Origin of the sequence: Flavobacterium xueshanense, assembly GCF_900112975.1 — a bacterium.
In the GTDB taxonomy this organism is placed as follows: Bacteria; Bacteroidota; Bacteroidia; order Flavobacteriales; family Flavobacteriaceae; genus Flavobacterium; species Flavobacterium xueshanense.
The window spans coordinates 96,462-122,854 of the sequence record NZ_FONQ01000007.1 but is presented as its reverse complement, the minus strand read 5'-3'; the positions used below and the strand labels follow the sequence as shown (position 1 = coordinate 122,854).

Below are 26,393 nucleotides of genomic sequence, written 5' to 3'. Positions count from 1 at the left end.
TGTGGTCCAAACTGAACTATTTACGAACCATTTTATACATGATTTAAAGAAATTGAGGGTATTATAAATTTGGTAGAATTAATGTACTTAAATTAATTTGATTTAAATCACCTCAAGGCCTCGTTAAGGAGCTTATGAAATTTTAACCTTAACTGGAAAATTTTCGAACCATTTTTTTCTGATTTGAGAAATTTAAATAGAGTAGCTAGTTGAATTTGAGCTGTATTTTGGAGGTAATAATCCCGTCGAACGAAACAAAGAAAGCGACCTAAGGAGGGTGATTGTCGTTGTAGTTATTTAATTTTTTTAAGTTAATTCATATTTAAGCTATCCCATGAATGAATCTTGAAATATTTGAAAAAACTGCTTTGAGGAAATATATTAATGAGATAATACATCTTTTTTTATGTTTCTACATAGTATTCTAAAATCTTAAAACTTCTGTCATTATACCAAAACGGATCGTATTAATTTGATGTTGAAAATAAATATTATAGTAATCCATACCGTGAAAGAATTGAACAAAGAAGCCTAAATCTTCTAAAAATTTTGGATGATAATAAACAATTAAACTAGCATTAAGTCTGTTTAAATTAAAAGTATGCCAATCATTAATATTGTCAAACATCCATGTAGTTTCAGCTTTCACAGAAAAGTTTGCTCTTTGTTCTTTACTTTTTACTAAATTACTTTTCATTGGAAGTTTATATGCTAAAAAAGTACTGTGCCATCGAAGGCCACTATATAGGCCTTGAAGCTCCTCTAACATCCATTTCTTAGGATGAATTTCAATAGAACTTTTAATAAATTTAAAAGCATTGAGTTGGTTACTGTATGATGATTTTAAAAATCCAAGTTCTACATAATTAGTAGCAAAATTTCCCGATTGCAAATTGACATCTCCATTTTCTGTATAGAAGTTTCCGTCTTGTCCATTCGAATGATGTGCAATTTTACCAAATAAAGTTAATTTATTGGTTGCCTTTTTATTCCCTGTTAAAAAATAAAATGCTATTTGAGGAATATAACTGGGAGTTTTTACTGGATAAGAATATTCATCAAACATTCTTATAATGATTTGAGAGGTAAGCACTGCCATTAATCTTGAATCATTACGTTCTCGAATTTTAAAGTTAGGACTTACATTTGCCTCAAATATTAATGGTTCTAAATTTCCAATATCAGAAGGAAAAGTAACATAACTTTCTCCTTGGTTTACTTGAGCTATTTTATCTAAATTAAGAGACGCTATTGAATCTACTTTAGTTTGTGTAGATGCAATATTTGATATTAAAATAACAAAAGCCAATACTATATTATTTCTCATAAATAATTTATTTTATATCTCTAATTGAATTATTTAAAGCCGAATTAATGGTTATCTCATTTTGAAATAGTTTGAACCCATTACTTGTAAATAATTTTAATAGCTTTTGTTAAATCTTCGTTTATCTGGAAACTTGCTTTAGAAAAGTTAGGACGATTGGTAAGGTTTATGTTTTTAAAATTTGAAAACCCAACTCCTTCAGTAGGCAAAATAAATTTTTTATCTATTTTACTGTTGTCATTCTCATCGTGTAAAATAAATACTGCATAATTCCCTTTTGGGAGATTATTGAAGGTTGCAGATGACGAATTCTTTGAAATGGCTGTAATTTCTTTTTTATAATATTTTTTTAATTTTTCATCGGGTAAAGACCCCTCTTTGTTGTATAATATAAATAACATAACTCCTTTAGAATTTCTTAAATCATTTACTTTAACAGTTAAAGAATAAGATTCCTGACTATAGGAATAATTAAAAAACAGAGGTAAAAACAGGGCATATATAAGTTTTTTCATTTGAATTATTAAAGAATTAATTAAAGATTTTAGTTTGTTTTTTTATAACTCCAAACCGCCATACCATTGACAAATACTGCAAAACCAGTGACGATTAATAGATTATTCAGCACGTCAGAAAAACCGGAACCTTTCAAAAGAACCATTCTTATAAACTCTACAAAGTAGCGAATCGGATTTAACAAAGTAAGCTTTTGAGCCCATTTCGGCATACTTTCTATAGGTGTAAACAAGCCGCTCATCAAAATAAAGATTACCATAAAAAACCAGGCAATAAACATGGCTTGTTGTTGGGTTTCGGTATGATTGGATATATACAGTCCGAATCCTAAAATTAAAAGTAAATACACCGATGTGAAACCATAAACCAGTAAAATATTACCTAACATTGGAACATCAAAAACAACTTTGGCTATTACTAAACCCACGGTTAAAATCACTAACCCAAGCGCCCAAAACGGGAATAATTTGCCAATAATAAACTGATATTTTTTTATAGGTGTTACATTTATTTGCTCTAATGTTCCCAATTCTTTTTCTCTAACAATATTCATAGACGACAGAAATAAAGTAAGCATAGTAACCAATAAAACCAAAATACCAGGCACCATAAACGTTTTATAATTTAAGGTATTGTTATACCAAAAAGAGGGAATAACCATTATGTTTTGCGCTACTTCTTTGTTTTCGGAGAAGTATTTTGACTGCATTTGAATGTTTTGATTATAGGTATTTAGTGTCTGCGTTACATATACGTTTTCAACACCAGCTGTTGCGGCATCAATGGCATTAATACTTACTGAAATGCTCGCTTTTTGGTCTTTTTGCAGGTCACGATTGAAGTGAACAGGAATGTTTACAATGATATCTGTTTTTCCTTTTTGCATTTCTTCGACAGCTTCTTTTTCAGAAAAATGAGGTTCTGTAACTTTAAAATAGGTTGATGCTTTAAAAGCATTTATCAAATCTCTTGAATCCCGACTTTGGTCATTATCAACAAAGGTAATGGCAATGTTTTTAACGTCGAATGTGGCTGCATTTGACAAAATTAATAATTGCAAAATGGGCAAAATAAATATCAGTTGCAGCATACTTTTATCTCTAAAAATTTGCTTAAACTCTTTTTGTATGATGAATAATATTGTTTTCATAATTTATTTTTTAGCCCTGATTCTAGTGAAAATCCTTTTCTTTTTTTCTTTAAAAAAGAAAAGATTGGAGCGGAAAGCAGGAAATAGCTCCTGAAAATTATTCTAATCTAATTTTATATTTTTTAATGCTCAATGTTATAAAAAATACAGTCATCCCAATTAATATCAGCGTTTCTTTCCATATATATTGAATTCCGACTCCTTTGAGCATAATGGCTTTTACAATGATAATGAACCATTTTGCTGGAATGATGTTGCTGATAACTTGCATTGGCAATGGCATACTGTTTATAGGGAAAATGAATCCGGAAAGAATGATTACCGGCAGCATTAATCCCATTAAAGAGAGCATCATAGCAGTTTGCTGTGAATTAGAAACGGTGGAAATTAATATGCCCAATGAAAGAGCGGAAATGATAAATAAAATACTTTCAAAACCCAACAAAAATATACTTCCATTGATTGGCATTTTGAAAACAAAATAGCCCAATACTAAAATTATAATTGCATTGATAATAGAAAGAAAAATGTACGGAAATACTTTGCCAATAATTACCTGAAATGGTTTTAATGGAGAAACCAGGAGGATTTCCATAGTTCCTAATTCTTTTTCTCGTGTAATAGAAATAGAGGTCATCATAGCCGAAACTAACATTAAAATTACAGTCATAACACCAGGGACAAAATTAAAAACACTTTTGAGTTCCGGATTATAAAACATTCTGGATTGTACTTCCACTTTTACCTGATTGCTATTGGATTGTTTTTTTTGTAACTGATAATTCTGAATAATAGCCGAGGTATAATTCGCTATGGTATTAGCGACATTAGGTTCGGTCGCATCAGTTATTGCTTGTAATACAGCTACTTTTTTTGTTTCTAGATTTTTACTGAAATTCGGTTCAAAAATCAGGACTGCTTTAATTTTTCCTTTTTTAAATTCCGATTCTATATCACTTTCTTTTTCAATTTGGTTTTCAACATTAAAATAAGGGGATGCCTTTATTTTATAAATGATTTTCTGCGTTTCTACATCATTTGACTGGTCTAAAATGGCAATATCAACATTGTTAATTTCATTTGTTATGGCAAAACCAAAGAGTAAAATTTGAGCAATTGGCATACCAAACAGAATAAACAAGGAGCGTTTATCCCTAAAAATATGGTAGAATTCTTTTTTTACAAATCCGATAAATCTTTTCATTTTTATTTGGTCATTGCGAGCTTGCGAAACAATCTCATTACTAATTGACATTTTAACTTTTCAATCTTTATTCAATATTCCGCGCTAATTTTAAAAACACATCATTCATAGAATCTACTTTGAATTGTTCTTTCAAATTTTTTGGCGAATCGAGCGCTTCAATAGCACCATCTACCATAATAGAAACCCGGTCGCAATATTCGGCTTCATCCATGTAATGTGTGGTTACAAAAATGGTAGTTCCTTTGTAGGCTTGTGTATAAATCATTTCCCAAAATTGTCTTCTGGTAATTGGGTCAACGCCACCTGTTGGCTCGTCCAGAAAAACAATTTTTGGTTCGTGTAATAAGGCTACAGAAAATGATAATTTTTGTTTCCAACCCAACGGTAATGAACCTACTAAATTATTTACCACATCCTGAAGCTGTAATTCTTCGATTAATTGGGCTATTTTTTGTTTAATTTGCATTCTTGACAAACCATAAATTCCGCCAAAAAAAGTTATATTTTCTTTGATGGTCAAATCATCGTACATAGAGAATTTTTGGCTCATATATCCGATGCTTTTTTTAACCATTTCGGCTTGTGTAAGCACATCAAAACCAGCTACATTGGCTTCTCCAGAAGTGGGATTTGAAATTCCAATCAACATTTTCATTGCCGTTGTTTTTCCTGCTCCATTGGCTCCCAAAAATCCAAAGATCTCCCCTTTATACACATCAAAGGAAATGCCTTTGACAGCCGTGAAATCGCCAAATTTTTTGGTTAAGTTTTTTACAGATATAATTTTTTCTTTGTCCATATTGTTATTGTGAGGCATGAATCACTCTCATTTTTTTGCCACAGATTTGCTTCGCCTGTTCGCTATCGCTCGGGTCACAGATTATCACAGATTTTTAATTTTTAATTAATTTACAAATCCATGAAAACATCTTCAATCGTTATTATTGCGGGTTTTATAACTATATCCGTATGATTTTTATTTTTTAAATAGTCGTGTAAATCGTTTGGATTAAAATCTGCTTTTTTATCAATGTAATGAATGAATTCACCAAACGCATAAACACTGTATTGATTGGGATAATTCTTTAAATCGTGAATCAGTCCGTGTGTGTTTTTTGCTTGCACATCATAAATTATTTTTTCATAGTTATTGATGATATTTTCTGGGGAATCAATTTTTAAAATCTTGCCTTTTTGTATCAAAGCTATTCTATCGCAAAGTGAAGCTTCGTCCATATAAGGTGTTGAAACTAAAATGGTAATGCCTTTTTTTTGCAATCGTTTGAGCATAATCCAAAATTCTTTTCGGGAAACGGGATCAACTCCAGTGGTTGGTTCGTCCAGAAACAATACTTTTGGAGCATGAATTAACGCACAACACAACGCTAATTTTTGTTTCATTCCCCCAGAAAGCGCTCCTGCTCTTCTCGTTTTAAAAGGCTCAATCTGAACGTAGATGTCTTTGATTAAATCATAATTTTCTTCGATAGTGGTTCCGAAAATAGTTGCGAAAAAATCTAAATTTTCTTCCACGGTTAAATCCTGATACAACGAGAATTTCCCTGGCATATATCCCACAGAATTTCTAATTTCTTTGAGTCCTTTGAGTACATCATACCCTGCAACTTCTGCGCTGCCTTCGTTAGCTACTAAAAGGGTAGTCAGGATTCTGAAAATGGTAGTTTTTCCGGCACCATCTGGGCCTATTAATCCAAATAGTTCTCCTTCTTTTACATCAAAAGTAATGTTTTCAACTACTTTTAACTTTTTGTAAGATTTTGATATGTTGTTGACTGAAATGCTCATTACTTCACCAATAAGAAATTACTTTCTTCAATCGCTTTTACGGCGTGTTTGATGTTTTCTTGAATCATGACATAAACACCTGAACTGAGATTGATCACTATCTCTTTTTCATCAGTATAAACGGCATTTCCTGAAACGCAAACTAATAATGCCGGTACTTTTGAAACGTGTTCCTTAAGCGTTTCTCCTTTTGCAATTTGCATTGAAAGTACTTTAGATTCACTTGGTTCAAATAACAGTTGCGTTTGAACAGGTTTATTTTCGGTGTGCAAGTTTTTTAAAATCATTGGAAATATTGATTAAATGTTTTGAAATAATGTTGAATTTCTATAAATTGATTTGCTGATTTCTCTTTAGAAAACGCATTGACTAATTCGATATAAGGTACTAACCATTTGTGAAGTTCATCGTGAGCTTCTCCTTTCATGGTGCAATTGGATGTCAGTAAATCTAAATTTACCTTTAATTTATCAGCGAATAATGAATAATTTTTGTCGTCTTCTTTATCAAAATTGACCACATCTTTTTCCATGTTTCGAATGTGAAGCATCATATTATCATCTACTTTCCATTTTTTACCTTTATTTAATTGAATGGCTTCGGCCTTAGAATGTTGGTGTTCTTCAATTTTAATTTCAGTGGATTTTTCTTCTTTCGATTTCGTGTTACAGGAGAAAAGTAATAGTCCAACTGTAGCTAAAAGGGCAATTTTTATTTTTAACATATTCTATAATTTTTAATTAGTATTAATTTGTTTCTTCTTGGTGATCGTGAAATAGGCAGTTGCAACAAAGATTAAGGTTACGGTAATTCTAAAAAGCATCGCTCCAATTGTTTTAGTTTCATGCACTCCGCCTTCGTTGATGTAAAAAATAAAACCTATGAATGCATTTGTAAGAATTAGTGCCGAAATTACCAAAATTGTGGTTGTCCACTTTTTGTTTTTAATGAATCCATAACTTGCAAGTAAATAGATTACACTACTTATAAAATTTGCCCAAACGATAAACAGAACATAATTTCCCTCTTTGCCTCTAATTCCAAATAAGTCAAAAATGACAGAAGCACTTAAAAACAAGGTAAGCAACCCAAAAGCAGCTAACAGAAATGCGATGCTATATGAAATTGTTTTTTTCATAATTACTGCATGTTTATTGTTGAAATCATGGTAATTTTTGAAATTATTGAATTTGAAATTAAGCAAGCAGCTTCCGATTTTTGTAACACTCTTTCGGCTCTTTCACGGTCTTTTTCATGAGTTATAGTTACAGTTGGTTCTAGAATTATTTCACTCATTAGAAATTTCCCATCGACTTGTTCCAGAACACCTTTTGATTTGCAACTAAAACTTGTAAATTCAAGTTTTGAATTTTCTGCTATTGATAAAAAAGTGGTCATTAAACAACTGCTTACAGCAGCAGTAAATAAGTGTTCTGGCGACCAAATACCAGAGATTCCTTTTGGAAATTCAGGAGGAGTTGCAACTTCAATACATTTGTTTTCAGTATTAAATTGATTTATTTCGGGAGAACATAAATTTCCTTTACGATCGTTATTCCAATTAACATCTACATTATAATAGTGCTTTTCCATTTTTATGATTTTATTTTTATTATTGATTATTAATTATTTGTATTCATTTTGTAAAAATCAATACCCAATCCTGTAAAATACAGGCTGCAATTTCTTTTAAGTTATCTTCTTTGAATGCTTTTTTCGCGTGGCCGTAAACTTATCGACTTAACGTAATCTAAAGCAACTATTTAATCCACATTTCGGCAGGCATCCCGATTTTTAAACTACCATCGTTTTTGACCTTCACTTTCACGGCATAAACCAGATTTATCCGTTCTTCTTTGGTTTGGATAATTTTCGGAGTAAACTCTGCAGAAGATGCAATCCATGAAATAGTTCCTTGATATGATTTCATATCTTTTTCAGCATCAATTTTTACGGTTATATTTTGTCCTACTTTTATTTTTGATAACTGTGTTTCGCTTACATAGATTCTCAAAGTCATTTCGGAAATATCGGCAATTTTGTATATTGGTTTTCCAAATGCTGTTATTTCACCCGGCTCTGAATATTTAGTTAACACCGTTCCATTGATAGGATTAATAATTTTGCTTTTCGCTATTTGGTCGTTGATTTTGGCAATTTGAACATCTATCGATTTCAAGTCATTTAAAATCGGTGCATTTTGAGTTCCGACGCTTTTTATCTGTTCTTCGATGACTTTTACTTTTCCATCAATTTCATCTACTTGGCGTTTGGTTGCAGCATTTTCTGCATACATATTAAGGATTCTATTTTTCTCTAAGTTGGTAGTTTTTAATTGCTCTTGTAATATCCTTTTTTGCGATACTACATTTACGGATTTAGAAGAAACGGTGCTTTTAGACGCAATTAATTGTTGTTTTGCAAAATGTAATTGCAAAGTGTCAACTAATCCTACTTGTGATTGAGATTTTAAAACGTCTCCTTCTTCTAATTTTAGGAACTCTATTTTTCCATTAGCTTCGGAGGAAACAGTTATTTCTGTTGCTTCAAAATTTCCGTAACCATCGGCTTTAGCGCTATTTTTGTTACAGGAAATTAATCCTATTGTGGCTAGAATTATGACACTTATTTTTTTCATTTTTAAAAATTTTTTCTGATTCTTTTTTTATTTTCCTTTGATTATTTCGTAACTCGATTTGGCTAACGATAATTGGACTTCATGCGTGTTTAAAATATTTTTTGCTTCAAACAGATTGGTTAATTCTATAAGATATTCTGACGAGGTTATAACACCATTTTTCATTTGAGCATCAGAGGATTTCATGATTTTTTCACGTATTATAATTATTTCGCTATCAGAAAGTATGAGTTGTTCCATTTTTTTAACTTCATAATCGAGCTCTTCTAATTGCATTTTGCTATTCAGTTCAAATGTTTCTTTTTCTGATGTCACTATTTCTTTTGAAATATCCAATGCCTTTATGTCTGTTTTGTTTTTACCCCAATCAAAAACATTCCAATTGGCTTTTAAGCCCAGCACATAAAAAGTCTGAAAAGAATTATCTAACATATTCAATCCTGGATTTCCGTAACCGGCTTGACCAAAAGCATTTATTTTAGGAAGATTAGACTTGGAAATTACATTTTTAGAAAACTCTAATTGTTGATTTTGGAAGTCATAGTAAACAAGTTCTGGCCTTGTTGCTGCTGTATTTATAAAATTAAAATTGGGTTGTAATAAAATTGTGTCGGAATCAATTGTTGTAAAAGTTAATTCAGAAAGGTTATTTAGTAATTTTATTTTTTCAAATTTAATTTCCGTTAACTGCTGATTGATTTTAATGATTTCAGCCTCCAAAACCTGTTCGGATGCTGGAAGAATAGCACCAAATTTTACCGCTGATTGTACTTCTTTAACTTTCGATTCAAGTAACTCCTTTTTAGACAACAATAAGGCGCTCTTTTCTTGAAGTAATAAAATAGAGAAATAATATTGATTAATCCTACTTTTTAATTGATATAAACTAACCTCAATTTGTTGTTGTTGTGTTTTGCCCTGTGCTTCTTTTAATTTAGCATTTGCATCAATTCTACCTCCATTATAGATTAATTGATTTACATCTAAAGTCGCTCTGTATTGGTCTTTATTTAAAGGTTCCACTCCGGGTAATGTCGCGGGTAATCCTATTACCTCGTTTTGATAAGTTGCCTGAGCGTTTACATCAATTTTTGGCAGTTTCCCTTTGCTTAGCGCCTCGATTTCATAGCTTAATTTTTGTTGTAATAATCCCGTTTGTTTTGATAAAGGATAATTTTTATTAACTAATGTATAACAATCTTCCAAAGTCAAAATTTGTTGTGCATTTGAACTTATTGATAATAGAAATAGCAATAATATGACTAACTTATTTTTCATAACTTAGATTTTTATAGAATTAATAATAAACTCCGCCACTTCTGTTTTGCGATGTTGCAATATTTTATTGTAGCTTTCTTTGTCCACATTAACAAGAGCCATTAAAAGTGGTTCTCCTATAAATGGAAAAATATTTAAAGATATTATATTGATAAATAATTGTTCCGCTTCTATTGGTTTAATAACGCCTTGTTTGATAGCATCACTAATTTGAAGTTTGAATTTATCAATAGAAGGAAAATTTTTTTCTGATCGAAGCTTTACTACAAACTCTGGATTTTTATTTAATTCTTGAATTACAAAATTTGGCAAATAGGGATGTTTGATTACAAACGAGACATAATTTTCAGTAAATCTTCTTATTTTTTCAAATAAATCGCTGTCATCATTCAATACTTTGTTTAATTGAGGCGCCAATAGTGTAAAAGCACTTTTAAAAACTGCCTCAAATAAAAGTTGTTTGCTTCTATAGTAATAATGTAACAATGCTTTATTAATTTTCGCTTTATCTGCAATTTCCTGCATTCTGGCGCCAGCCATACCTTTTAACTGGAAAATTTCCTTTGCTGCATTTAATATTTCTGTTTCAGTATTCTCAGTTTTTATTTTATCCATGTTGTTTAATTATACGGTTTAACTATTTGGTTAACAAATTTATGAAAAAATAGTTATCAAAACTTTGTTTAAGTTTATTTTAACAATTAACTAAATGTTATAATTTTTTGAAATCCGTTTTTTGCGTAAAAAATTAATGAAAATTTAAATTTTGTTGTTGTTGTTGTTGTCCCGCACCATGAAGCTATTGCATAAGGCATTAAATGTGTTTCACGGGATGCGAAGAGCTAAAAAAGAAGGTCGTTATGTGAGCCTAGCTCCGGTTGGTTATGTGAACAGATCAAAGGAAGATGGAAGTAAATACATTGCCCTCAAATAGCCCGAAGCATCAATTATGAGATGGGCTTTTCATGAATTAGCCAAAGGAATATTCAGTACCGAAGATATACACCGTCTAGCTAAAAAGAAAAGTATTAAGACAAAAATGTATAGCTTTTGGCTCGCGGTACGCAATCCTTTGTACTGTGGGAAGATATTTGTACCGAAGTATAAGGATAAAGAGAGCTTTTTTGTAAAGGGACAACACGAAGCTATAATTTCGGAGGCTCTTTACTACACAGTCTAGGATGTACTTGATGGACGTGGAAAAACATCCCGACCAAAAGTCGAAACTATTAAAGACCTCCCGGTTCGGGGTTTTCTTATATGCCCAAAATGCGCAAAGATTCTTTCTGGGAGCAAATCTAAAGGACATAGTAGATATTACTCTTAACTCGTTGGGTGCAATTATTTTAAAGTAAAATAAAGGGATTAGATATTGGTCAAGACGCTGAATTTCAGTATCTTGATGTCGCCAAACAACCCAATATCTATGTCAAATATAGTAAAAAATTATTTTAGAGTTTTAGAAGTTATTACTTCTTTTAATATTGTTTTAAATACAGAAATTAGAGCTGGAAGAAGACTTAAGATGTCTGATTTAGAAATAGTTGCATTGAGCTTAACTTCTGAATATATGTCTATTGATAGTGAAAATTCATTTTTTAATCAATTACAAAAAGGAGAAATTCCTAATTTAATTGAGCGAAGTCAATACAATAAAAGGAGAAAAAAGTTATTCCATTTTACTGAAGAAATCAGACAACATTTGTATTCAAAGTTTATTGAATTTGAAAACTATTTTATAGTAGACAGTATGCCACTTGAGATTTGTAAAATGGCTAGACATAACAGAATAAAAATATGTAAAGATGACTTTCACACTGCGCCTGACAAAGGTTTTTGTGCATCACAAAACACTTGGTTTTATGGTTATAAACTTCATGGAGTTTGTAGTATTTCAGGAGTTTTTCAATCAATAGATATTACAAAAGCAAGTGTTCACGATGTACATTTGTTAAAAGATTTAAAATATCAATTATCTGATTGTGTGCTACTTGGAGACAGAGGTTATTTGTCTGCAACACAACAATTAGACTTATTTGAAAGTGCAAATATCAAATTGGAAACACCAATGAGAAAAAATCAAAAAGGATATAAAAAACAACCATATATTTTTAGAAAATCAAGAAAAAGAATTGAAACTTTATTTTCCCAATTGTGCGACCAATTTATGATTAGAAGAAATTATGCGAAATCTTTTAAAGGTTTTAAAACAAGAATTTTGGCTAAAATAGCAGAGTTAACTTTGGTACAATTCATCAATAAATTTATTTTTGATAGACCAATTAATAATATTAAAACACAAATAATTTAATTACACCCAACGGGTTACTCTTATTATCATTGTTTCGGAGGATGTACACATCGCTTCAGAGCAGAAGCAGTGAATGAACAATTTGTAAATGAACTCCAAATGTATTTGGCCAGACATGAATATAAAAAGCTTTATACCGTATTAATAGCCGAAGCTTACAAAGAACAAACTAAAGGAATACAAGGTGAAAAACGACAACTATTAGCTCAAATAAAAGATTATGAGAATAGGCTTTCTAAAGCAAGAAAATTAGTTGTAACAAATCAAATTGATGCTTCGGATTACAGGGAAATGAAATCTGATTATGGTGTTATAGTTACTAAACTTGAAGCTAAACTATCAAGCATTACTAATTAAAAGGAAGATATAGAAGGGCTCTTGAATGAAGGTATTGATAATCTATTGCGGCTTAGTATAGGGTATGAAGGCGGAACATTTGAAGAATGTAGGGGTTTGATTGGTTCAATTTATCCCGAAAATCTAACATTTAATGGAACTGGATTTCGAACCACAAGAATTAACGAAGCTGTTCAGCTATTGTATTTGATTAACAAGCACATAGATAGCAATAAAAAAGAGACAAAGGAGAATATTTCTTCTTTGTCTCTTATGGTGGGCGATGAGGGGTTCGAACCCCCGACCCCCTCGGTGTAAACGAGGTGCTCTGAACCAGCTGAGCTAATCGCCCTAAAACAATGCGGTCATTTTCATTTCCTTATTGCGAGTGCAAATATACAGCTAGAAATGGTATCTGCAAGCAAATCCGTAAAAAAATCAATAAAATATTGGCTTTATTTGCCTGAATCCTCTACAATAGCGCTTTATGTGAGGCATGAATCTTAAGTATTTTTTTGTATTGATTTGTTATAGTCTTACATTTGCGCTTTAAACAATAAATAATGGCCAGGTTCAAAGAAAACGATTTACCAAAATCAAAAATTACTGCAACTTCACTCCAAAAAGCAACTGTAATATTTCGATATGCAGGAAATCACCGTTGGAAATTTTATGTAGGATTAGTTTTTTTATTGTTTACTGGGGCTACTGCGCTTGCTTTTCCTAAACTAATGGGAATGTTGATAGATTGCGTGAAAAATAAAGATAACTCCCAAGCTAACATGATTGCTGGAGGTTTAATATTAATCTTATTTCTTCAATCGATATTTTCATTTTTTAGATTGTATTTATTTGTCAATTTTACTGAAAATACCTTAGCTAATCTTAGATTATCATTGTATAGCAATCTTGTAAAGTTACCCATGTCATTTTTTTCGCAAAAGCGTGTTGGTGAATTAAACAGCCGAATCAGTTCTGATATTACCCAAATACAAGACACCTTAACATCCACTATAGCAGAATTTTTAAGACAATTCATTTTAATTATTGGAGGTATTCTTTTATTAGCAAATGAAAGTATCAAATTGACGTTGCTGATGTTATCCGTAGTTCCGCTTGTTGCTGTTGCTGCAGTTATTTTTGGACGATTTATTCGAAAATACTCGAAAAACGTTCAGGATAAAGTAGCCGAAAGTCAGGTGATTGTTGAAGAAACCATGCAAGGTATCAGTATCGTAAAGGCTTTCGCCAATGAATGGTACGAAATTGCCCGTTACAACGGAAAAATAAAAGAAGTTGTTACAATAGCCATTAAAGGCGGAAAATATCGTGGTTACTTTGCTTCATTCATTATTTTCTGTCTTTTCGGAGCCATTGTGGCCGTTGTTTGGTACGGTGTTCGATTGAGCATCAGCCGGGAAATGAGCGTGGGACAATTGATTTCTTTTGTATTGTATTCCACTTTTGTTGGTGCTTCTTTTGGTGGAATTGCGGAGCTTTATGCCCAAATTCAAAAAGCAATTGGCGCAACAGAACGAGTTTTTGAATTATTGGATGAAAATCCTGAAAAAATTAATTCAGTTCAAAATGTTGATAAAACTCAAAAAATAAAAGGAAACGTTACGTTCAAAAATGTCGCGTTCAGTTATCATTCCAGAAAAGAAATTAAAGTATTGACAGACGTCAGTTTTACTGCTAATTTTGGTCAAAAAATTGCCATTGTAGGTCCTAGCGGAACTGGAAAATCGACAATTGCTTCGCTTTTATTGCGTTTTTATAATATTGATGAAGGAGAAATATTGGTTGACGGAAAAAATATTTATGATTTTGATTTAGAAAACCTTCGTGGAAACATGAGTATTGTACCGCAGGATGTAATATTATTTGGTGGAACCATTAGAGAAAATATTGCTTATGGAAAACCAAATGCCACCGAAGAAGAAATTGTTACCGCTTCAAAACAAGCTAATGCCTATAATTTCATTGAAAGTTTCCCTGAAAAATTTGAAACGATTGTGGGAGAAAGAGGAATTAAACTTTCAGGAGGACAACGACAACGTATCGCAATTGCAAGAGCATTATTGAAAAATCCAAGTATTTTAATTCTGGACGAAGCTACATCCTCATTAGACAGTGAAAGTGAAAAACTAGTTCAGGAAGCGCTTGAAATTTTGATGGAAGGAAGAACAAGTATTATCATTGCGCACCGTCTTTCGACAATTCGCAGTGCAGATCAAATATTAGTTTTGGATAATGGAAAAATTACAGAACAAGGAACGCATCAAGAATTAATCGCTTTAGAGAATGGGATTTATAAAAATTTAAGTAACTTACAGTTTAGCCATTCTTAAATTTTAAGATCCTTATCATTTTTTTAGGACACTGATAATACGAATTCGCAAAAGCGAAAAAACGGATAAAAATTGATTTTTTCTTGCTGTTCATGCAACTAAAATCAATTTTTACCCGTGTTTTTACGAAGTAAATCCGTGTAATCCGTATTCTATTTTTATTTGACTACTTCCCTTTTCTTCTATCGCGTTCTGTTTTAATCAATGTTAGTTCACGACTGGTTTGTCCGGCTACCGAAGTATTTTCTTCTGCACGACGAATCAAGTACGGCATCACATCTTTTACAGGACCAAAAGGCAAATATTTAGCAACATTATATCCATGAGCGGCTAAATTGTAGCTGATATTATCGCTCATACCATACAATTGACCAAACCAAATTCTATCATCGTTTGTTTTAATTCCTTTTTGCTGCATCAATTCCATTAAAGTATAGGTACTGGATTCGTTGTGGGTTCCTGCAAAAATTGACATCATATTTAAGTGTTCAATCATGTAGCGAACTGCTGCATCATAATTTTCATCTGTATCTTCTTTTGAAGCGCATATTGGCGATGAATATCCTTTTTCTTCCGCACGTGCAATTTCTTTTTCCATGTAAGCACCACGAACTAATTTCATCCCAATAAAAAATCCTTCATTTTTTGCCTGTTCATGCAATTTTTTCAAATAATCTACACGATCCCAACGATACATTTGCAACGTATTAAAAACAATCGCTTTTTCTTTGTTGTATTTGCGCATCATTTCGGTCACTAAATCATCTGCAGCGTCTTGCATCCAACTTTCTTCACCGTCTATCAAAAGGGCAACATTTTTAGAATGCGCATCTTTACAAACTAAATCAAAACGTTCTACCACTCTATTCCATTCCGCTTGTTCTTCCGGAGTTAACACTTGTTTTTCTCCTAATTTCTCATACAATTCAAAACGACCAAAACCAGTAGGTTTAAAAACGGCAAAAGGAATCGCTTGACGTTCTTTGGCAAATTCGATTGTTTTTAAGGTCATTTCAAGCGCAGCATCAAACTGATCTTCCTCTTCTTTTCCTTCTACAGAATAATCCAAAACAGATGAAACGCCCTTGGTGTACATTTTATCCACCACTGAAAGGCAATCAACTTCATTTACACCTCCGCAAAAATGGTCAAAAACAGTAGCGCGAATTAAACCTTCAACAGGAAGATTTGCTTTCAGGGCAAAATTAGTAACCGCAGTTCCAATACGAACCAGTGGCTGATTTGCAATCATTTTGAAAAGAAAATAAGCTCTGTCCAATTCGGTATCACTTTTTAATGAAAAGGCAACTTGTGTATTATTGAATATTTTTTCCATTATTTGTTATATTTTTGTACAAATATAGACAGAGTTTTGAATATTGTTTAGCAAAAATTACCTTATTTTGCGGTTCCAATTAATCTATAAAGATGCAGTCAATTCAAGCCAACAGTTATCCGATACATTTCAACGAAAAAGGATACGAAGCATTAAACTTTCATTTAAAAGAAAATAAATACTCCAACCTATTTATTATTGTAGACAGCAATACCAATGAGTTTTGCTTGCCTAATTTTCTTCCATATTTGGAAACTGATCTTACGATTGAAATTATAGAATTTGATGCTGGTGAAGAAAATAAAAATATTGAGACTTGTGTCCAAATTTGGAATGTATTAACGGAACTTGGTGCCGACAGAAAAAGTCTTGTAATTAATCTCGGTGGTGGCGTTGTTACTGATTTAGGTGGATTTGTTGCTTCGACATTCAAACGTGGAATTGATTTTGTTCACGTTCCTACTACGCTATTATCAATGGTTGATGCTTCTGTAGGAGGTAAAAACGGAGTGGATTTAGGGAATCTAAAAAACCAAATCGGCGTTATCAATGTACCAAAAATGGTGCTTATCGACACTCAATATCTCGAAACAGTTCCGCAAAACGAAATGCGTTCGGGTCTTGCCGAAATGCTGAAACACGGTTTAATATACGATAAGAAATATTGGGAACAATTTCTAGATTTAAAAATTATAGATTTTGCTGATTTTGACACATTGATTTACCGTTCGGTTGAAATAAAAAATGAAATTGTCCTTCAAGATCCTACCGAAAAAAATATCCGAAAAGCATTGAATTTTGGTCACACATTGGGTCATGCCATTGAAAGTTATTTTCTGGAAAATGAAAATAAAACTACTTTGCTGCACGGAGAAGCCATTGCCGTTGGGATGATATTAGAAAGTTTCATTTCATTGGATAAAAAACTAATCAATAAAGAAGAATATTCCGAGATAAAATCCTGCATCAAGTCTATATATGACGACATCATTTTTGAAGAAAAGGATATCGAACCTATCTTGGAACTACTTATTCATGACAAAAAAAATGAGTACGGCAACATTCAATTTGTATTGATTGAAGGTATAGGAAAAATAAAAATCAATCAATCGGTTGAAAATGAATTAATTCTTAAGGCGTTTCTGGATTATAAATCTTAATTAATTTTTATAAAAAGGATTGCATTGCGTATATAATATTTTTTACATTTGCACCGATGAAAAAAAGTCAAAACAAGCCAAATTATAGTTCCAGTAAAATCCGAAACAATATGTCTTTTTTAAGAATATTGAAGCGGTTTTATTCTATTAAAGGAAACTTTAGTTTTGATGTTTTCCAATACTTAAAAGCAGATCACGAGAAGCTTCAAATCGTATATGCAAATATCCGGGTTTGAATTATAGGTTACTTTATTTTACAATATTCTAATCTATAATCACGACATCTAATGAATACAAAATATTCTGATTTAATCAATCAAACCTACTATTTTCCCCAAGAAGAATTTACATTAAACAAAGATAATCTTCAGTTTCATAATATCGATTTGATGAAACTGGTAGAGCAATATGGTACGCCATTAAAATTTACGTATTTACCTCAAATTTCCAACAACATCAACAAAGCCAAAAGCTGGTTTCGTAAGTCGATGGAAAAAAATAAATATGAGGCAAAATATTACTATTGTTATTGCACAAAAAGTTCTCATTTTGAATATATTATGAACGAAGCGTTCAAAAACAATATTCATATTGAAACATCATCTGCATTTGATATTAATATTGTTGAAAACCTCTTAGCAAACGGTAAAATTAATAAAAGTACGTATGTGATTTGCAATGGTTTTAAAAGAGACCAATATATTGAAAATATTGCGCGACTTATTAATAATGGTCATAAAAACGCCATTCCAATTATTGATAATTTTGAAGAACTTGACTTGCTTCAAGGACAAATAAAAAACAAATTCAAAATTGGAATTCGTATTGCTGCAGAAGAAGAGCCTAAATTTGAATTTTATACTTCAAGGCTAGGAATTGGATACAAAAATATTGTTCCGTTTTACAAAAAAGAAATCAAGGAAAATAAGAAACTGGAACTTAAAATGTTGCACTTTTTTATCAACACAGGAATTAATGACAACGCCTATTACTGGAATGAATTAGTAAAATGTATTAAGGTTTACGTAGCTTTAAAGAAAGAATGTCCTTCGCTCGACGGATTGAATATTGGCGGTGGTTTTCCTATAAAAAACTCATTGGCATTTGAATACGATTATCAATACATGATTGACGAAATCATCAATCAGATCAAAATAGCTTGTGATGAAGCCGAAGTTGATGTTCCAAATATTTTTACTGAATTTGGGTCTTTTACTGTAGGAGAAAGTGGTGGAGCGATTTATCAGATTTTGTATCAAAAACAACAAAATGACAGAGAGAAATGGAACATGATTGATTCCTCTTTCATCACTACTTTACCAGATACATGGGCAATCAACAAGCGTTTTATCATGCTGGCCGTAAATCGCTGGAATGATATGTATGAGCGGGTTTTGTTGGGTGGATTGACGTGCGACAGCGATGATTATTACAACTCAGAGCAAAACATGAATGCTATTTATTTGCCAAAATACAATAAAGAAAAACCTTTATATATCGGATTTTTTAATACGGGAGCTTATCAGGAAACTATTGGTGGATATGGTGGTTTGCACCATTGCTTGATTCCGCAACCTAAACATATATTGATAGACAGAGACGAAAACGGTATATTAGCCACTGAAGTTTTCTCAGAACAACAAACCTCTGAAGAAGTTTTGAAAATATTAGGTTACGACAAAAAATAAATTAACAATTATTCAATTATTCAATATAAAAATTCGTTAAATTTGAAATTATAATTTTAACGTTTTGATTTTTAAGCATTTAAATTTTAAAAAATGAGCAAGGGACCAATCAGTCAGTTTATAGAAAAGCATTATTTGCATTTCAATTCTGCATCTTTAGTTGACGCAGCTAAGGCATATGAAGAACAATTAGCCAATGGTGCAAAAATGATGGTAAGCATGGCTGGCGCTATGAGTACCGCCGAGATTGGAAAAATATTTTCTGAGATTATTCGTCAGGATAAAGTTCATATCATATCGTGTACTGGTGCAAATTTAGAAGAAGACATCATGAATTTAGTTGCTCATTCTCATTATGAAAGAGTTCCAAATTATCGTGACTTGACTCCGCAAGACGAATGGGATTTACTCGAAAGAGGTCTAAACCGTGTAACAGATACTTGTATTCCGGAACATGAAGCTTTCCGTCGTTTGCAAAAGCATATTTACAAAATCTGGAAAGATGCGGATGATAAAGGCGAAAGATATTTTCCACATGAATTTATGTACAAAATGTTACTTTCAGGTGTTCTTGAAGAATATTATGAAATTGACTTAAAAGACAGTTGGATGTATGCAGCTGCTGAGAAAAATTTACCTATTATTGTACCGGGATGGGAAGACAGTACTATGGGAAATATATTTGCATCGTATGTAATTAAAGGAGATTTGAAAGCTTCTACAATGAAATCCGGTATCGAATATATGGTTTTCTTATCAGATTGGTATCCAAAAAACAGTACAAATGGTGTAGGTTTCTTCCAAATTGGCGGCGGTATTGCTGGAGATTTTCCAATATGCGTGGTGCCAATGTTGTACCAAGATATGGAAATGCATGACATTCCGTTTTGGAGTTATTTCTGTCAGATTTCAGATTCAACAACCAGTTACGGTTCGTATTCTGGAGCGGTGCCAAATGAAAAAATTACGTGGGGTAAATTAGACATTAAAACACCTAAGTTCATTATTGAGTCCGATGCTACCATTGTAGCTCCTTTAATTTTCGCTTATTTATTAGATTTATAGAATATTTTATGAAAAGAGTAATTGTAGATTACGCGAAACTTACCAATGAAATTTTGAACCTTTTGGTTGATAAATTCCCAGATGGTTATGATGATTCAAACATTATTAGTTTTAGAAATGCTAAAAATGAATTGATTGAAGCAGTCGAAGTACAAACTGACGATACTATTTATTTAGTAAAAGTGAGCACTAAACTTGCTGATAGAATTGAAAACTTTGAGGAAGATGATGAAATTATCATCGACGAAGTAGTTGAACCGATCAAGGGTTTGGATTTAGACGATGATATTGATGACGACGATGAAGATGACGCTATCGACAAACCGGATTCTGATTTAGGAGATGATGAGGATGACGAAGATGCTGATGAAAAAGATTTCTCAGATGAAGACGATGACGAAGATGAGGATTAGTTAATCCCATTTTAAATATATTTATAAAAAGGAACTCATTCACGAGTTCCTTTTTTTATAATTTTAGACTTCTAAATATACGCCAAAATGACTCATGAAATTTTACTCGCCAAACTCAAAGAAAACTTTGGTTTTGAAAAATTCAGACCTAATCAGGAACAAATAATAAATTGTATTCTCTCTGGACAAGATACAGTAGCAATAATGCCTACAGGTGGAGGAAAATCAATTTGCTTTCAACTACCAGCACTGATATTTCCAGGAATCACAATCGTAATTTCCCCGCTTATTGCTTTGATGAAAGATCAAGTCGATGGCTTAAAAGCTAATGGTATTAAAGCCTGTTTCATCAACAGCAGCCAAACCGTAGACGAACGACAATTTTATATTGAAAGTTTAAAATCCAACACAATTAAATTGGTTTACATTGCTCCGGAAAGCTTGTCTTTTCTGGATAATATTTTCAATAACTTAACTGTAAGTCTTATTGCAATCGATGAAGCACATTGCATTTCATCTTGGGGACATGATTTCCGACCAGCGTATACTAATCTAGGATATCTGAAAAACCGCTTTCCCTCTACTCCAATTTTAGCTTTAACTGCAACTGCTGATAAAGCTACACGTAAGGACATTAGCGAACAATTAAATCTAAAGAATCCGAAACTATTTGTAGCTTCTTTTGATAGAAAAAATCTGAGTTTAGAAGTTCGCCCTGCTTTGGACAGAATCAAACAAATTATAGATTTCATCCAAGAAAAACCAAATGAATCCGGAATCGTATATTGCTTGAGCAGAAAAACAACGGAAGAACTTGCTGAAAAATTACAAAAAATCGGCATTAGCGCAAAAGCATATCACGCCGGTTTAGACAATAAAATTCGCTCGAAAACACAAGATGAATTTATCAATGATGACTGTAAAGTGGTTTGCGCAACCATTGCTTTTGGAATGGGAATTGACAAATCAAATGTTCGTTGGGTGATTCACTACAATTTACCTAAAAATATTGAAGGCTATTATCAGGAAATTGGTCGTGCCGGTCGCGATGGTTTGCCATCAGAAACGGTATTATTTGAAAGTTATGGCGATGTAATTCAATTGCAAAAATTTGCTACACAAGGTTTAAACGCTGAATTACAGCTGGCTAAACTGGAACGTATGAAACAATATGCCGATGCGCTGAGTTGTCGCAGAAAAATATTGCTTTCTTATTTTGGAGAACTTGTTACAGAGAACTGTGGGAATTGTGATATTTGCAAAAATCCACCGCTGTTTTTCGATGGAACGGTAATTGCACAAAAAGCATTATCGGCAATTATTCGGTTACAGGAAACTGAACCACTGCCTGTAATCATTGACTTTTTGCGAGGTTCCAAAAATGCTTACATCTATGAAAAAGAATACCAAAACTTAAAAACGTATGGGGTTGGCGCTGATCTTTCGTGGTATGACTGGAATCAATATTTGATACAATTGATCAATTTAGGCTACTGTGAAATTGCTTTTCACAAACAAAACAAAATCAGATTAACCACTCTAGCAAAAAAAGTTTTATTTGAAGGAGAAAAAGTACAACTAACCACGGTTCAGAAAATTATTATTGAGAAACAAGAGGCAAGAGAACCAAAAACTAAAGCTGCTGCCAATTCACTTTTTGAAACTTTACGAAAATTACGTTATGAAATTTCTAAAGAGGAATCAGTTCCTGCGTATGTAATTTTTAGTGATGCGGCTTTGCGCCAAATGGAAACCGAAAGACCGATGAGCGATCATGAATTACTCGCAATTGATGGCGTTGGAAAAGCAAAACTGGAAAAATATGGCGATGCTTTTATCAAAACGATAATTGATTTTCAAAAATATAAAGTTGTCAGAAAAAAGAAAGAAGCCACAACCTACAAAGAAACATTGGAACTTTATAAAAACGGATTGTCTGTCGAGGAAATTGCTCAGAAAAGAAAATTAGGTCTTAGTACAATTATGTCACATTTAGCGAAACTGTATGTTGACGGAGCTGATATTGACTTAGATTCTTTTATTTCAAAAGATGAAGTTTCTCAAATTGCTGAAGCGCAAGTAAAATTAGAATCACCAAATGCTTTAAAACCGTATTTTGATTATTTTGAAGAAAAAATAGATTACGGTAAAATTCGGTTAGCATTGGCGATATTAGAAAAAGAAAACGCTGCAGTTTAAAAATTTTACATGATACAATCCTTTCCTCCTTTTGTAAATTCCAAAACCGAGATTTTGATTCTAGGTACAATGCCCGGCATCGCATCACTCGAAAAACAGGAATATTATGCGCACAAAAGAAATCATTTCTGGAAAATAATGTACACGTTATTCGATAATTTACCAATAGCTGAAGTATTCCAAGAAAAAAAACAATTACTTCAAGCAAATAACATTGGACTTTGGGATGTTTTAGAAAATTGTGAAAGAAAAGGAAGTTTGGATATTCACATTAAAAATCATAAAGAAAATGATTTTGAAACATTTTTCAAAGAATTTCCCCGAATTACAACCATCATTTTTAACGGAAAAGAAAGTCAAAGATACTTTTTGAAGAAATTTGGAAAAATAGAAGGCTTCCTATATTATGAGATGCCTTCTACTAGTCCTGCAAATACAATGTCATTCGAAAACAAGCTGAAAATCTGGTCAACTTGTATTAAATAAGTTACAAATATCTTTCTTCGAAAACTTTTTGATGGTGTTTTTGATGTCCAATCATAATAAAACCAATCGCACGAACTGAAACAGCTGCATTCGAAGCGATTCCAATCCTCCTTAATTGTTCTTCAGATAAACTTTTAAAAAGAAACAAATTTGAATGTCGCACAGCTGAAAATTCAGTCAGTAAATCCTGAATACTTCTATTGGCAGCTTCAGTATTCGCCACATAATAATTTTCGTCAAAACCTGGTAAAGGTGTTTCGTTATTTCTGGAAATACGCAATGCGCGATACGCAAAAATGCGCTCGGTATCAATTACATGTTGAATAATCTCTTTGATATTCCACTTCCCTTCCGCATATCTGTAATCAAACTTATCCATTGGAATATTTTGAACAAAACGGATAAAATCATGCAATGAAATTTCTAATTCTTCCATCAAATTTACTTCTCCTAAAGCGTTTATATAAGGAGCATAAAAAGATGCATATTCGTTTACGGGTAATTGTGTTGATTTCATTTTTTATCTTTTAAGCGGAGTTTCTACTGGCATTTGTATTTCCAAAGAGGGAACGGGTAACAATTTTTTCGTACACTTTTATTAAAGCTTCATCTGGTTTATCCTCTTTATTTAATTCATTAATACGAAGTAATGCATATTGTTGTATAGTCAACAATGGCAATACTATACGTTCTCTTATTTGTATCGATGCTTTACCATCAGGATAGTTTTCCATAAGCTCTTTATGACCTGCAATTTTCAAAAGTAATCGTTTTGTTTCTAAAAACTCGTCGTAAATAATTTGCCAAAAAACACCAAATTGAGGGTCTTTTTTCATGTAAGCTGTTAATGGGAAAAATGATTTTGCCAATGACATCATACTGTTTTCTAACAAGGTTTTAAAGAACATAGAATTATCATATAAATTCTGAACTTTATCCCATTGATTTGTATCTTCAAAATGCTTTAAGGCAGTACCTACTCCAAAAAATCCAGGTACATTTTGCTTCAACTGACTCCAGGAACCCACAAAAGGAATCGCACGTAAATCAGCAAAATCCAAATGTTCTGATTTACTTCTTTTAGACGGTCGGCTGCCAATATTAGTTTTAGCATAATATTTTAACGTGCTCATTTGTTCCAAATAAGGAATAAATTTAGGATGATTTTTAAAACTCAAATACTTTTCATAACCAAAACCTGCCAATTGATCCAATATATTTTTTTCGTCCAAAATCAATTCATTTTCCCCTTTATTAAAAACTTGATTCGTTACACCGGCACTTAACAAATTCTCTAAGTTATAACGGCATGAATCTAAGGTTCCAAAATTCGAGCTAATAGTCTGTCCTTGCACTGTAACCTGAATTTCATTGTTTTCAATATTTGGACCTAAAGAAGCATAGAATTTATGTGTTTTTCCACCTCCACGAGCGGGCGGGCCTCCACGACCATCAAAGAAAATTGCTTTTACGCCATATTTTCTGGAGATTGCAGTAAGTTCTTCTTTCGCCTTATAAATACTCCAATTCGCCATTAAATACCCTCCATCTTTTGTCCCGTCAGAGAAACCAAGCATTATCGTTTGCTTATTGTTTCTATTCATCAAATGTGCTGCATAAGCGGGATTCGTATATAATTTCTCCATGATTTCATGCGCATTCTGCAAATCATCAATTGATTCGAAAAGAGGAATAATATCAACGGGAGGATTTTCCCAATTACTTAAACGGAATAATGCAAAGGTCTCCATCACATTGAGCGCACTTTCATTGTTACTAATTATGTATCGATTTGCACCAAATTCACCATTTTTTTCCTGAATTGTTTTTACCGCTTGAATGGATTCGATTGTTAAACGAGTCATTTCATTTGAAAACACAGCAGCATCAAGATTTCCGTTTGTATTTGACAATACCTTAAACTTTTCTTCTTCTGTTAATTCAAAATAATTTTCCGGAAAAACAGAGGCATTTGTTTTTAAATAAAAATCCACTATATCTTTGAACACAGCATCATGAATTTTACTGTTCTGCCGTATATCTAATGAAGCAAAATGAAATCCAAATAAATTTACTTTTATTAATAGTGCGTCCAATTCATCCAAATATAACGATTGATGCTGGTCGATAATTATTTGTTTAATTTTATTTAATTGTGATTTGAATTCATCCAAAGTAATGAAAATTTCTCCTGTAGAATAAAATACAGACCTATAAAGTTTTTGTTCCAGTTCAGTCACTAAAGTATTTACTCCTGAAAAGGTTAGCTTTCTTTTTAAATTCCTAATTTCGATATAATAACATTTCAAAATAGAAGTTCGCAAGCGTTCCGCTACTTTGAGAGTTATTTCAGTAGTCACAAATGGATTTCCATCGCGGTCACCTCCAGGCCAAAATCCAAGTTTAATCAATGGATTCTTTATGGAATTACCGTTAAAAATATTCTTTTGCACGTACTGCACCATCTCACCGGAAGTTTGGTAAAATACATTTTCGAGATACCAAATCAAACTTACTGCTTCATCAAAAGGGTTTGGTTTTTCATTTTGAATAAAAGGAGTTTTACCTAATTGAGCCAGTAATTGCTTAATATTAAGTAAGTCATTTTTACGAATCGCCTCTGTCAAATCATTAATAATTCCAAGAACAGCACCAGGATAGAATTGTGTAGGATGCGCGGTCAAAACAGTCCTTACATTGAAATCCTCCAAAAAATCAATCAACTCTTCTTCCTTATCTTTTGCATCTGATTTTTCTTTGATATCCCTCAACGACCCTCTTCCTTCCATATTGTGAATAACCGGGAAGGCAGCATCTTCAATGGCGTCAAACAGAACAATTTGGCGTTCGATATATTGAATAAAACGAAACATGATATCAATTTTCTCTGTTTCTGAGGGATCATGTAAATACCTTTTGGCAAAAAAATCAACAATTTCTTTCGGAGTTTCTTGCTTTTTAAATCCTGTATCACAAATATCTGTAAACAAAGGAAGTAAAGCTCCCGTGTTATCTATGGAGTGAAACGGCAATGTGATAAAAACACTATTGTAAATATGGTATTTAGAGAGAACGTCTTGATTGAAACGTTCAATTTTAGGGAGTGTGTACATAATTTAGTTGTAG

At 32.3% G+C, this 26,393-nt stretch carries 27 protein-coding genes and 1 tRNA gene; 11 read left to right on the top strand and 17 right to left on the bottom strand.

Going from position 1 to position 26,393, the window contains the following annotated elements:
• Window positions 1-424: 424 nt before the first annotated feature.
• From BMZ76_RS08655 to BMZ76_RS08595, 13 genes are all read right to left on the bottom strand, one after another.
• Window positions 425-1,327 (bottom strand): hypothetical protein, encoded by a 903-nt coding sequence (locus BMZ76_RS08655; protein WP_091204955.1) that lies wholly within the window; start codon window positions 1,325-1,327, stop codon window positions 425-427.
• Between the two features lie 80 nt (window positions 1,328-1,407).
• Window positions 1,408-1,842 carry a DUF2141 domain-containing protein gene (locus BMZ76_RS08650; RefSeq protein ID WP_091204953.1) on the bottom strand — a complete coding sequence of 145 codons (435 nt, stop codon included), beginning with the start codon at window positions 1,840-1,842 and terminating at the stop codon, window positions 1,408-1,410.
• Window positions 1,843-1,871: 29 nt separating this feature from the next.
• Entirely contained in the window at window positions 1,872-2,993 is a 1,122-nt protein-coding gene (locus tag BMZ76_RS08645; RefSeq protein WP_091204950.1) for an ABC transporter permease, read from the bottom strand.
• Between the two features lie 97 nt (window positions 2,994-3,090).
• The gene (locus tag BMZ76_RS08640; RefSeq protein WP_091205043.1) at window positions 3,091-4,197 is read right to left on the bottom strand and encodes an ABC transporter permease; all 1,107 of its coding nucleotides are present in this window, start codon (window positions 4,195-4,197) and stop codon (window positions 3,091-3,093) included.
• 67 nt (window positions 4,198-4,264) lie between these two features.
• Window positions 4,265-4,999: an ABC transporter ATP-binding protein gene (locus BMZ76_RS08635; RefSeq protein ID WP_091205040.1), complete on the bottom strand. Its 735-nt coding sequence runs from the start codon at window positions 4,997-4,999 to the stop codon at window positions 4,265-4,267.
• Between the two features lie 110 nt (window positions 5,000-5,109).
• Entirely contained in the window at window positions 5,110-6,006 is an 897-nt protein-coding gene (locus tag BMZ76_RS08630; protein ID WP_091204947.1) for an ABC transporter ATP-binding protein, read from the bottom strand.
• Window positions 6,006-6,293 (bottom strand): cupin domain-containing protein, encoded by a 288-nt coding sequence (locus BMZ76_RS08625; RefSeq protein WP_091204945.1) that lies wholly within the window; start codon window positions 6,291-6,293, stop codon window positions 6,006-6,008. Before BMZ76_RS08625 ends, BMZ76_RS08630 begins: the two co-directional genes overlap by 1 nt.
• A complete protein-coding gene (locus BMZ76_RS08620; protein ID WP_091204942.1) occupies window positions 6,290-6,730 on the bottom strand; it encodes a hypothetical protein in 441 nt (146 codons plus the stop codon). Before BMZ76_RS08620 ends, BMZ76_RS08625 begins: the two co-directional genes overlap by 4 nt.
• A 12-nt stretch (window positions 6,731-6,742) precedes the next feature.
• Window positions 6,743-7,144 (bottom strand): hypothetical protein, encoded by a 402-nt coding sequence (locus BMZ76_RS08615; RefSeq protein WP_091204939.1) that lies wholly within the window; start codon window positions 7,142-7,144, stop codon window positions 6,743-6,745.
• Window positions 7,145-7,146: 2 nt separating this feature from the next.
• Window positions 7,147-7,599: an OsmC family protein gene (locus tag BMZ76_RS08610; RefSeq protein WP_091204936.1), complete on the bottom strand. Its 453-nt coding sequence runs from the start codon at window positions 7,597-7,599 to the stop codon at window positions 7,147-7,149.
• A 166-nt stretch (window positions 7,600-7,765) separates the two neighbouring features.
• The gene (locus BMZ76_RS08605; protein ID WP_091204933.1) at window positions 7,766-8,644 is read right to left on the bottom strand and encodes an HlyD family secretion protein; all 879 of its coding nucleotides are present in this window, start codon (window positions 8,642-8,644) and stop codon (window positions 7,766-7,768) included.
• A gap of 27 nt (window positions 8,645-8,671) precedes the next feature.
• Window positions 8,672-9,922 carry a TolC family protein gene (locus tag BMZ76_RS08600; RefSeq protein ID WP_091204932.1) on the bottom strand — a complete coding sequence of 417 codons (1,251 nt, stop codon included), beginning with the start codon at window positions 9,920-9,922 and terminating at the stop codon, window positions 8,672-8,674.
• A 3-nt stretch (window positions 9,923-9,925) separates the two neighbouring features.
• On the bottom strand, window positions 9,926-10,537 hold the full coding sequence (locus BMZ76_RS08595; protein WP_091204929.1) for a TetR/AcrR family transcriptional regulator: 612 nt from the start codon (window positions 10,535-10,537) through the stop codon (window positions 9,926-9,928).
• 178 nt (window positions 10,538-10,715) lie between these two features.
• Between BMZ76_RS08595 and BMZ76_RS15905 the strand changes: the two genes are divergently transcribed.
• The 4 genes from BMZ76_RS15905 to BMZ76_RS08580 all read left to right on the top strand — a co-directional run bounded on the left by BMZ76_RS15905 (window position 10,716) and on the right by BMZ76_RS08580 (window position 12,590).
• Window positions 10,716-10,856 carry a hypothetical protein gene (locus tag BMZ76_RS15905; protein ID WP_167547440.1) on the top strand — a complete coding sequence of 47 codons (141 nt, stop codon included), beginning with the start codon at window positions 10,716-10,718 and terminating at the stop codon, window positions 10,854-10,856.
• Between the two features lie 15 nt (window positions 10,857-10,871).
• Window positions 10,872-11,102, top strand: coding sequence for a recombinase family protein (locus BMZ76_RS16450; RefSeq protein WP_091204926.1), 231 nt, complete (start codon window positions 10,872-10,874; stop codon window positions 11,100-11,102).
• A 246-nt stretch (window positions 11,103-11,348) separates the two neighbouring features.
• Entirely contained in the window at window positions 11,349-12,233 is an 885-nt protein-coding gene (locus BMZ76_RS08585; protein WP_091204924.1) for an IS982 family transposase, read from the top strand.
• 69 nt (window positions 12,234-12,302) lie between these two features.
• Window positions 12,303-12,590 (top strand): hypothetical protein, encoded by a 288-nt coding sequence (locus BMZ76_RS08580; protein ID WP_143071067.1) that lies wholly within the window; start codon window positions 12,303-12,305, stop codon window positions 12,588-12,590.
• 253 nt (window positions 12,591-12,843) lie between these two features.
• Here BMZ76_RS08580 and BMZ76_RS08575 read toward each other — a convergent pair.
• Window positions 12,844-12,921, bottom strand: a tRNA-Val gene (locus BMZ76_RS08575).
• 211 nt (window positions 12,922-13,132) lie between these two features.
• On the opposite strand from BMZ76_RS08575, the gene BMZ76_RS08570 reads away from it, so the two are divergent.
• Window positions 13,133-14,920, top strand: coding sequence for an ABC transporter ATP-binding protein (locus BMZ76_RS08570; protein WP_091204918.1), 1,788 nt, complete (start codon window positions 13,133-13,135; stop codon window positions 14,918-14,920).
• Between the two features lie 166 nt (window positions 14,921-15,086).
• On the opposite strand, the gene BMZ76_RS08565 is transcribed toward BMZ76_RS08570, so the two are convergent.
• Entirely contained in the window at window positions 15,087-16,256 is a 1,170-nt protein-coding gene (locus BMZ76_RS08565) for a proline dehydrogenase family protein (protein WP_091204916.1), read from the bottom strand.
• Between the two features lie 92 nt (window positions 16,257-16,348).
• Here BMZ76_RS08565 and aroB point away from each other — a divergent pair, with 92 nt between their 5' ends.
• The 6 genes from aroB (at window position 16,349) to BMZ76_RS08530 (ending at window position 23,267) form a co-directional block, all read left to right on the top strand.
• Complete coding sequence (gene aroB / locus BMZ76_RS08560; RefSeq protein WP_091204913.1) at window positions 16,349-17,416, top strand: 3-dehydroquinate synthase; 1,068 nt, start codon at window positions 16,349-16,351, stop codon at window positions 17,414-17,416.
• Between the two features lie 287 nt (window positions 17,417-17,703).
• Window positions 17,704-19,104 (top strand): type III PLP-dependent enzyme domain-containing protein, encoded by a 1,401-nt coding sequence (locus tag BMZ76_RS08550; RefSeq protein ID WP_091204907.1) that lies wholly within the window; start codon window positions 17,704-17,706, stop codon window positions 19,102-19,104.
• Window positions 19,105-19,197: 93 nt separating this feature from the next.
• Window positions 19,198-20,169: a deoxyhypusine synthase family protein gene (locus tag BMZ76_RS08545; RefSeq protein ID WP_073353127.1), complete on the top strand. Its 972-nt coding sequence runs from the start codon at window positions 19,198-19,200 to the stop codon at window positions 20,167-20,169.
• Between the two features lie 8 nt (window positions 20,170-20,177).
• A complete protein-coding gene (locus tag BMZ76_RS08540; RefSeq protein WP_091204905.1) occupies window positions 20,178-20,582 on the top strand; it encodes a DNA primase in 405 nt (134 codons plus the stop codon).
• Window positions 20,583-20,669: 87 nt separating this feature from the next.
• The gene (recQ, locus tag BMZ76_RS08535; RefSeq protein ID WP_091204903.1) at window positions 20,670-22,781 is read left to right on the top strand and encodes a DNA helicase RecQ; all 2,112 of its coding nucleotides are present in this window, start codon (window positions 20,670-20,672) and stop codon (window positions 22,779-22,781) included.
• 9 nt (window positions 22,782-22,790) lie between these two features.
• A complete protein-coding gene (locus BMZ76_RS08530; RefSeq protein WP_091204901.1) occupies window positions 22,791-23,267 on the top strand; it encodes a DNA-deoxyinosine glycosylase in 477 nt (158 codons plus the stop codon).
• A 1-nt stretch (window position 23,268) separates the two neighbouring features.
• Here BMZ76_RS08530 and BMZ76_RS08525 read toward each other — a convergent pair whose 3' ends face one another.
• Window positions 23,269-23,784 carry a DinB family protein gene (locus BMZ76_RS08525; RefSeq protein WP_091204899.1) on the bottom strand — a complete coding sequence of 172 codons (516 nt, stop codon included), beginning with the start codon at window positions 23,782-23,784 and terminating at the stop codon, window positions 23,269-23,271.
• A 10-nt stretch (window positions 23,785-23,794) separates the two neighbouring features.
• On the bottom strand, window positions 23,795-26,380 hold the full coding sequence (locus BMZ76_RS08520; RefSeq protein ID WP_091204897.1) for a phosphoenolpyruvate carboxylase: 2,586 nt from the start codon (window positions 26,378-26,380) through the stop codon (window positions 23,795-23,797).
• Window positions 26,381-26,393 lie beyond the last annotated feature (13 nt).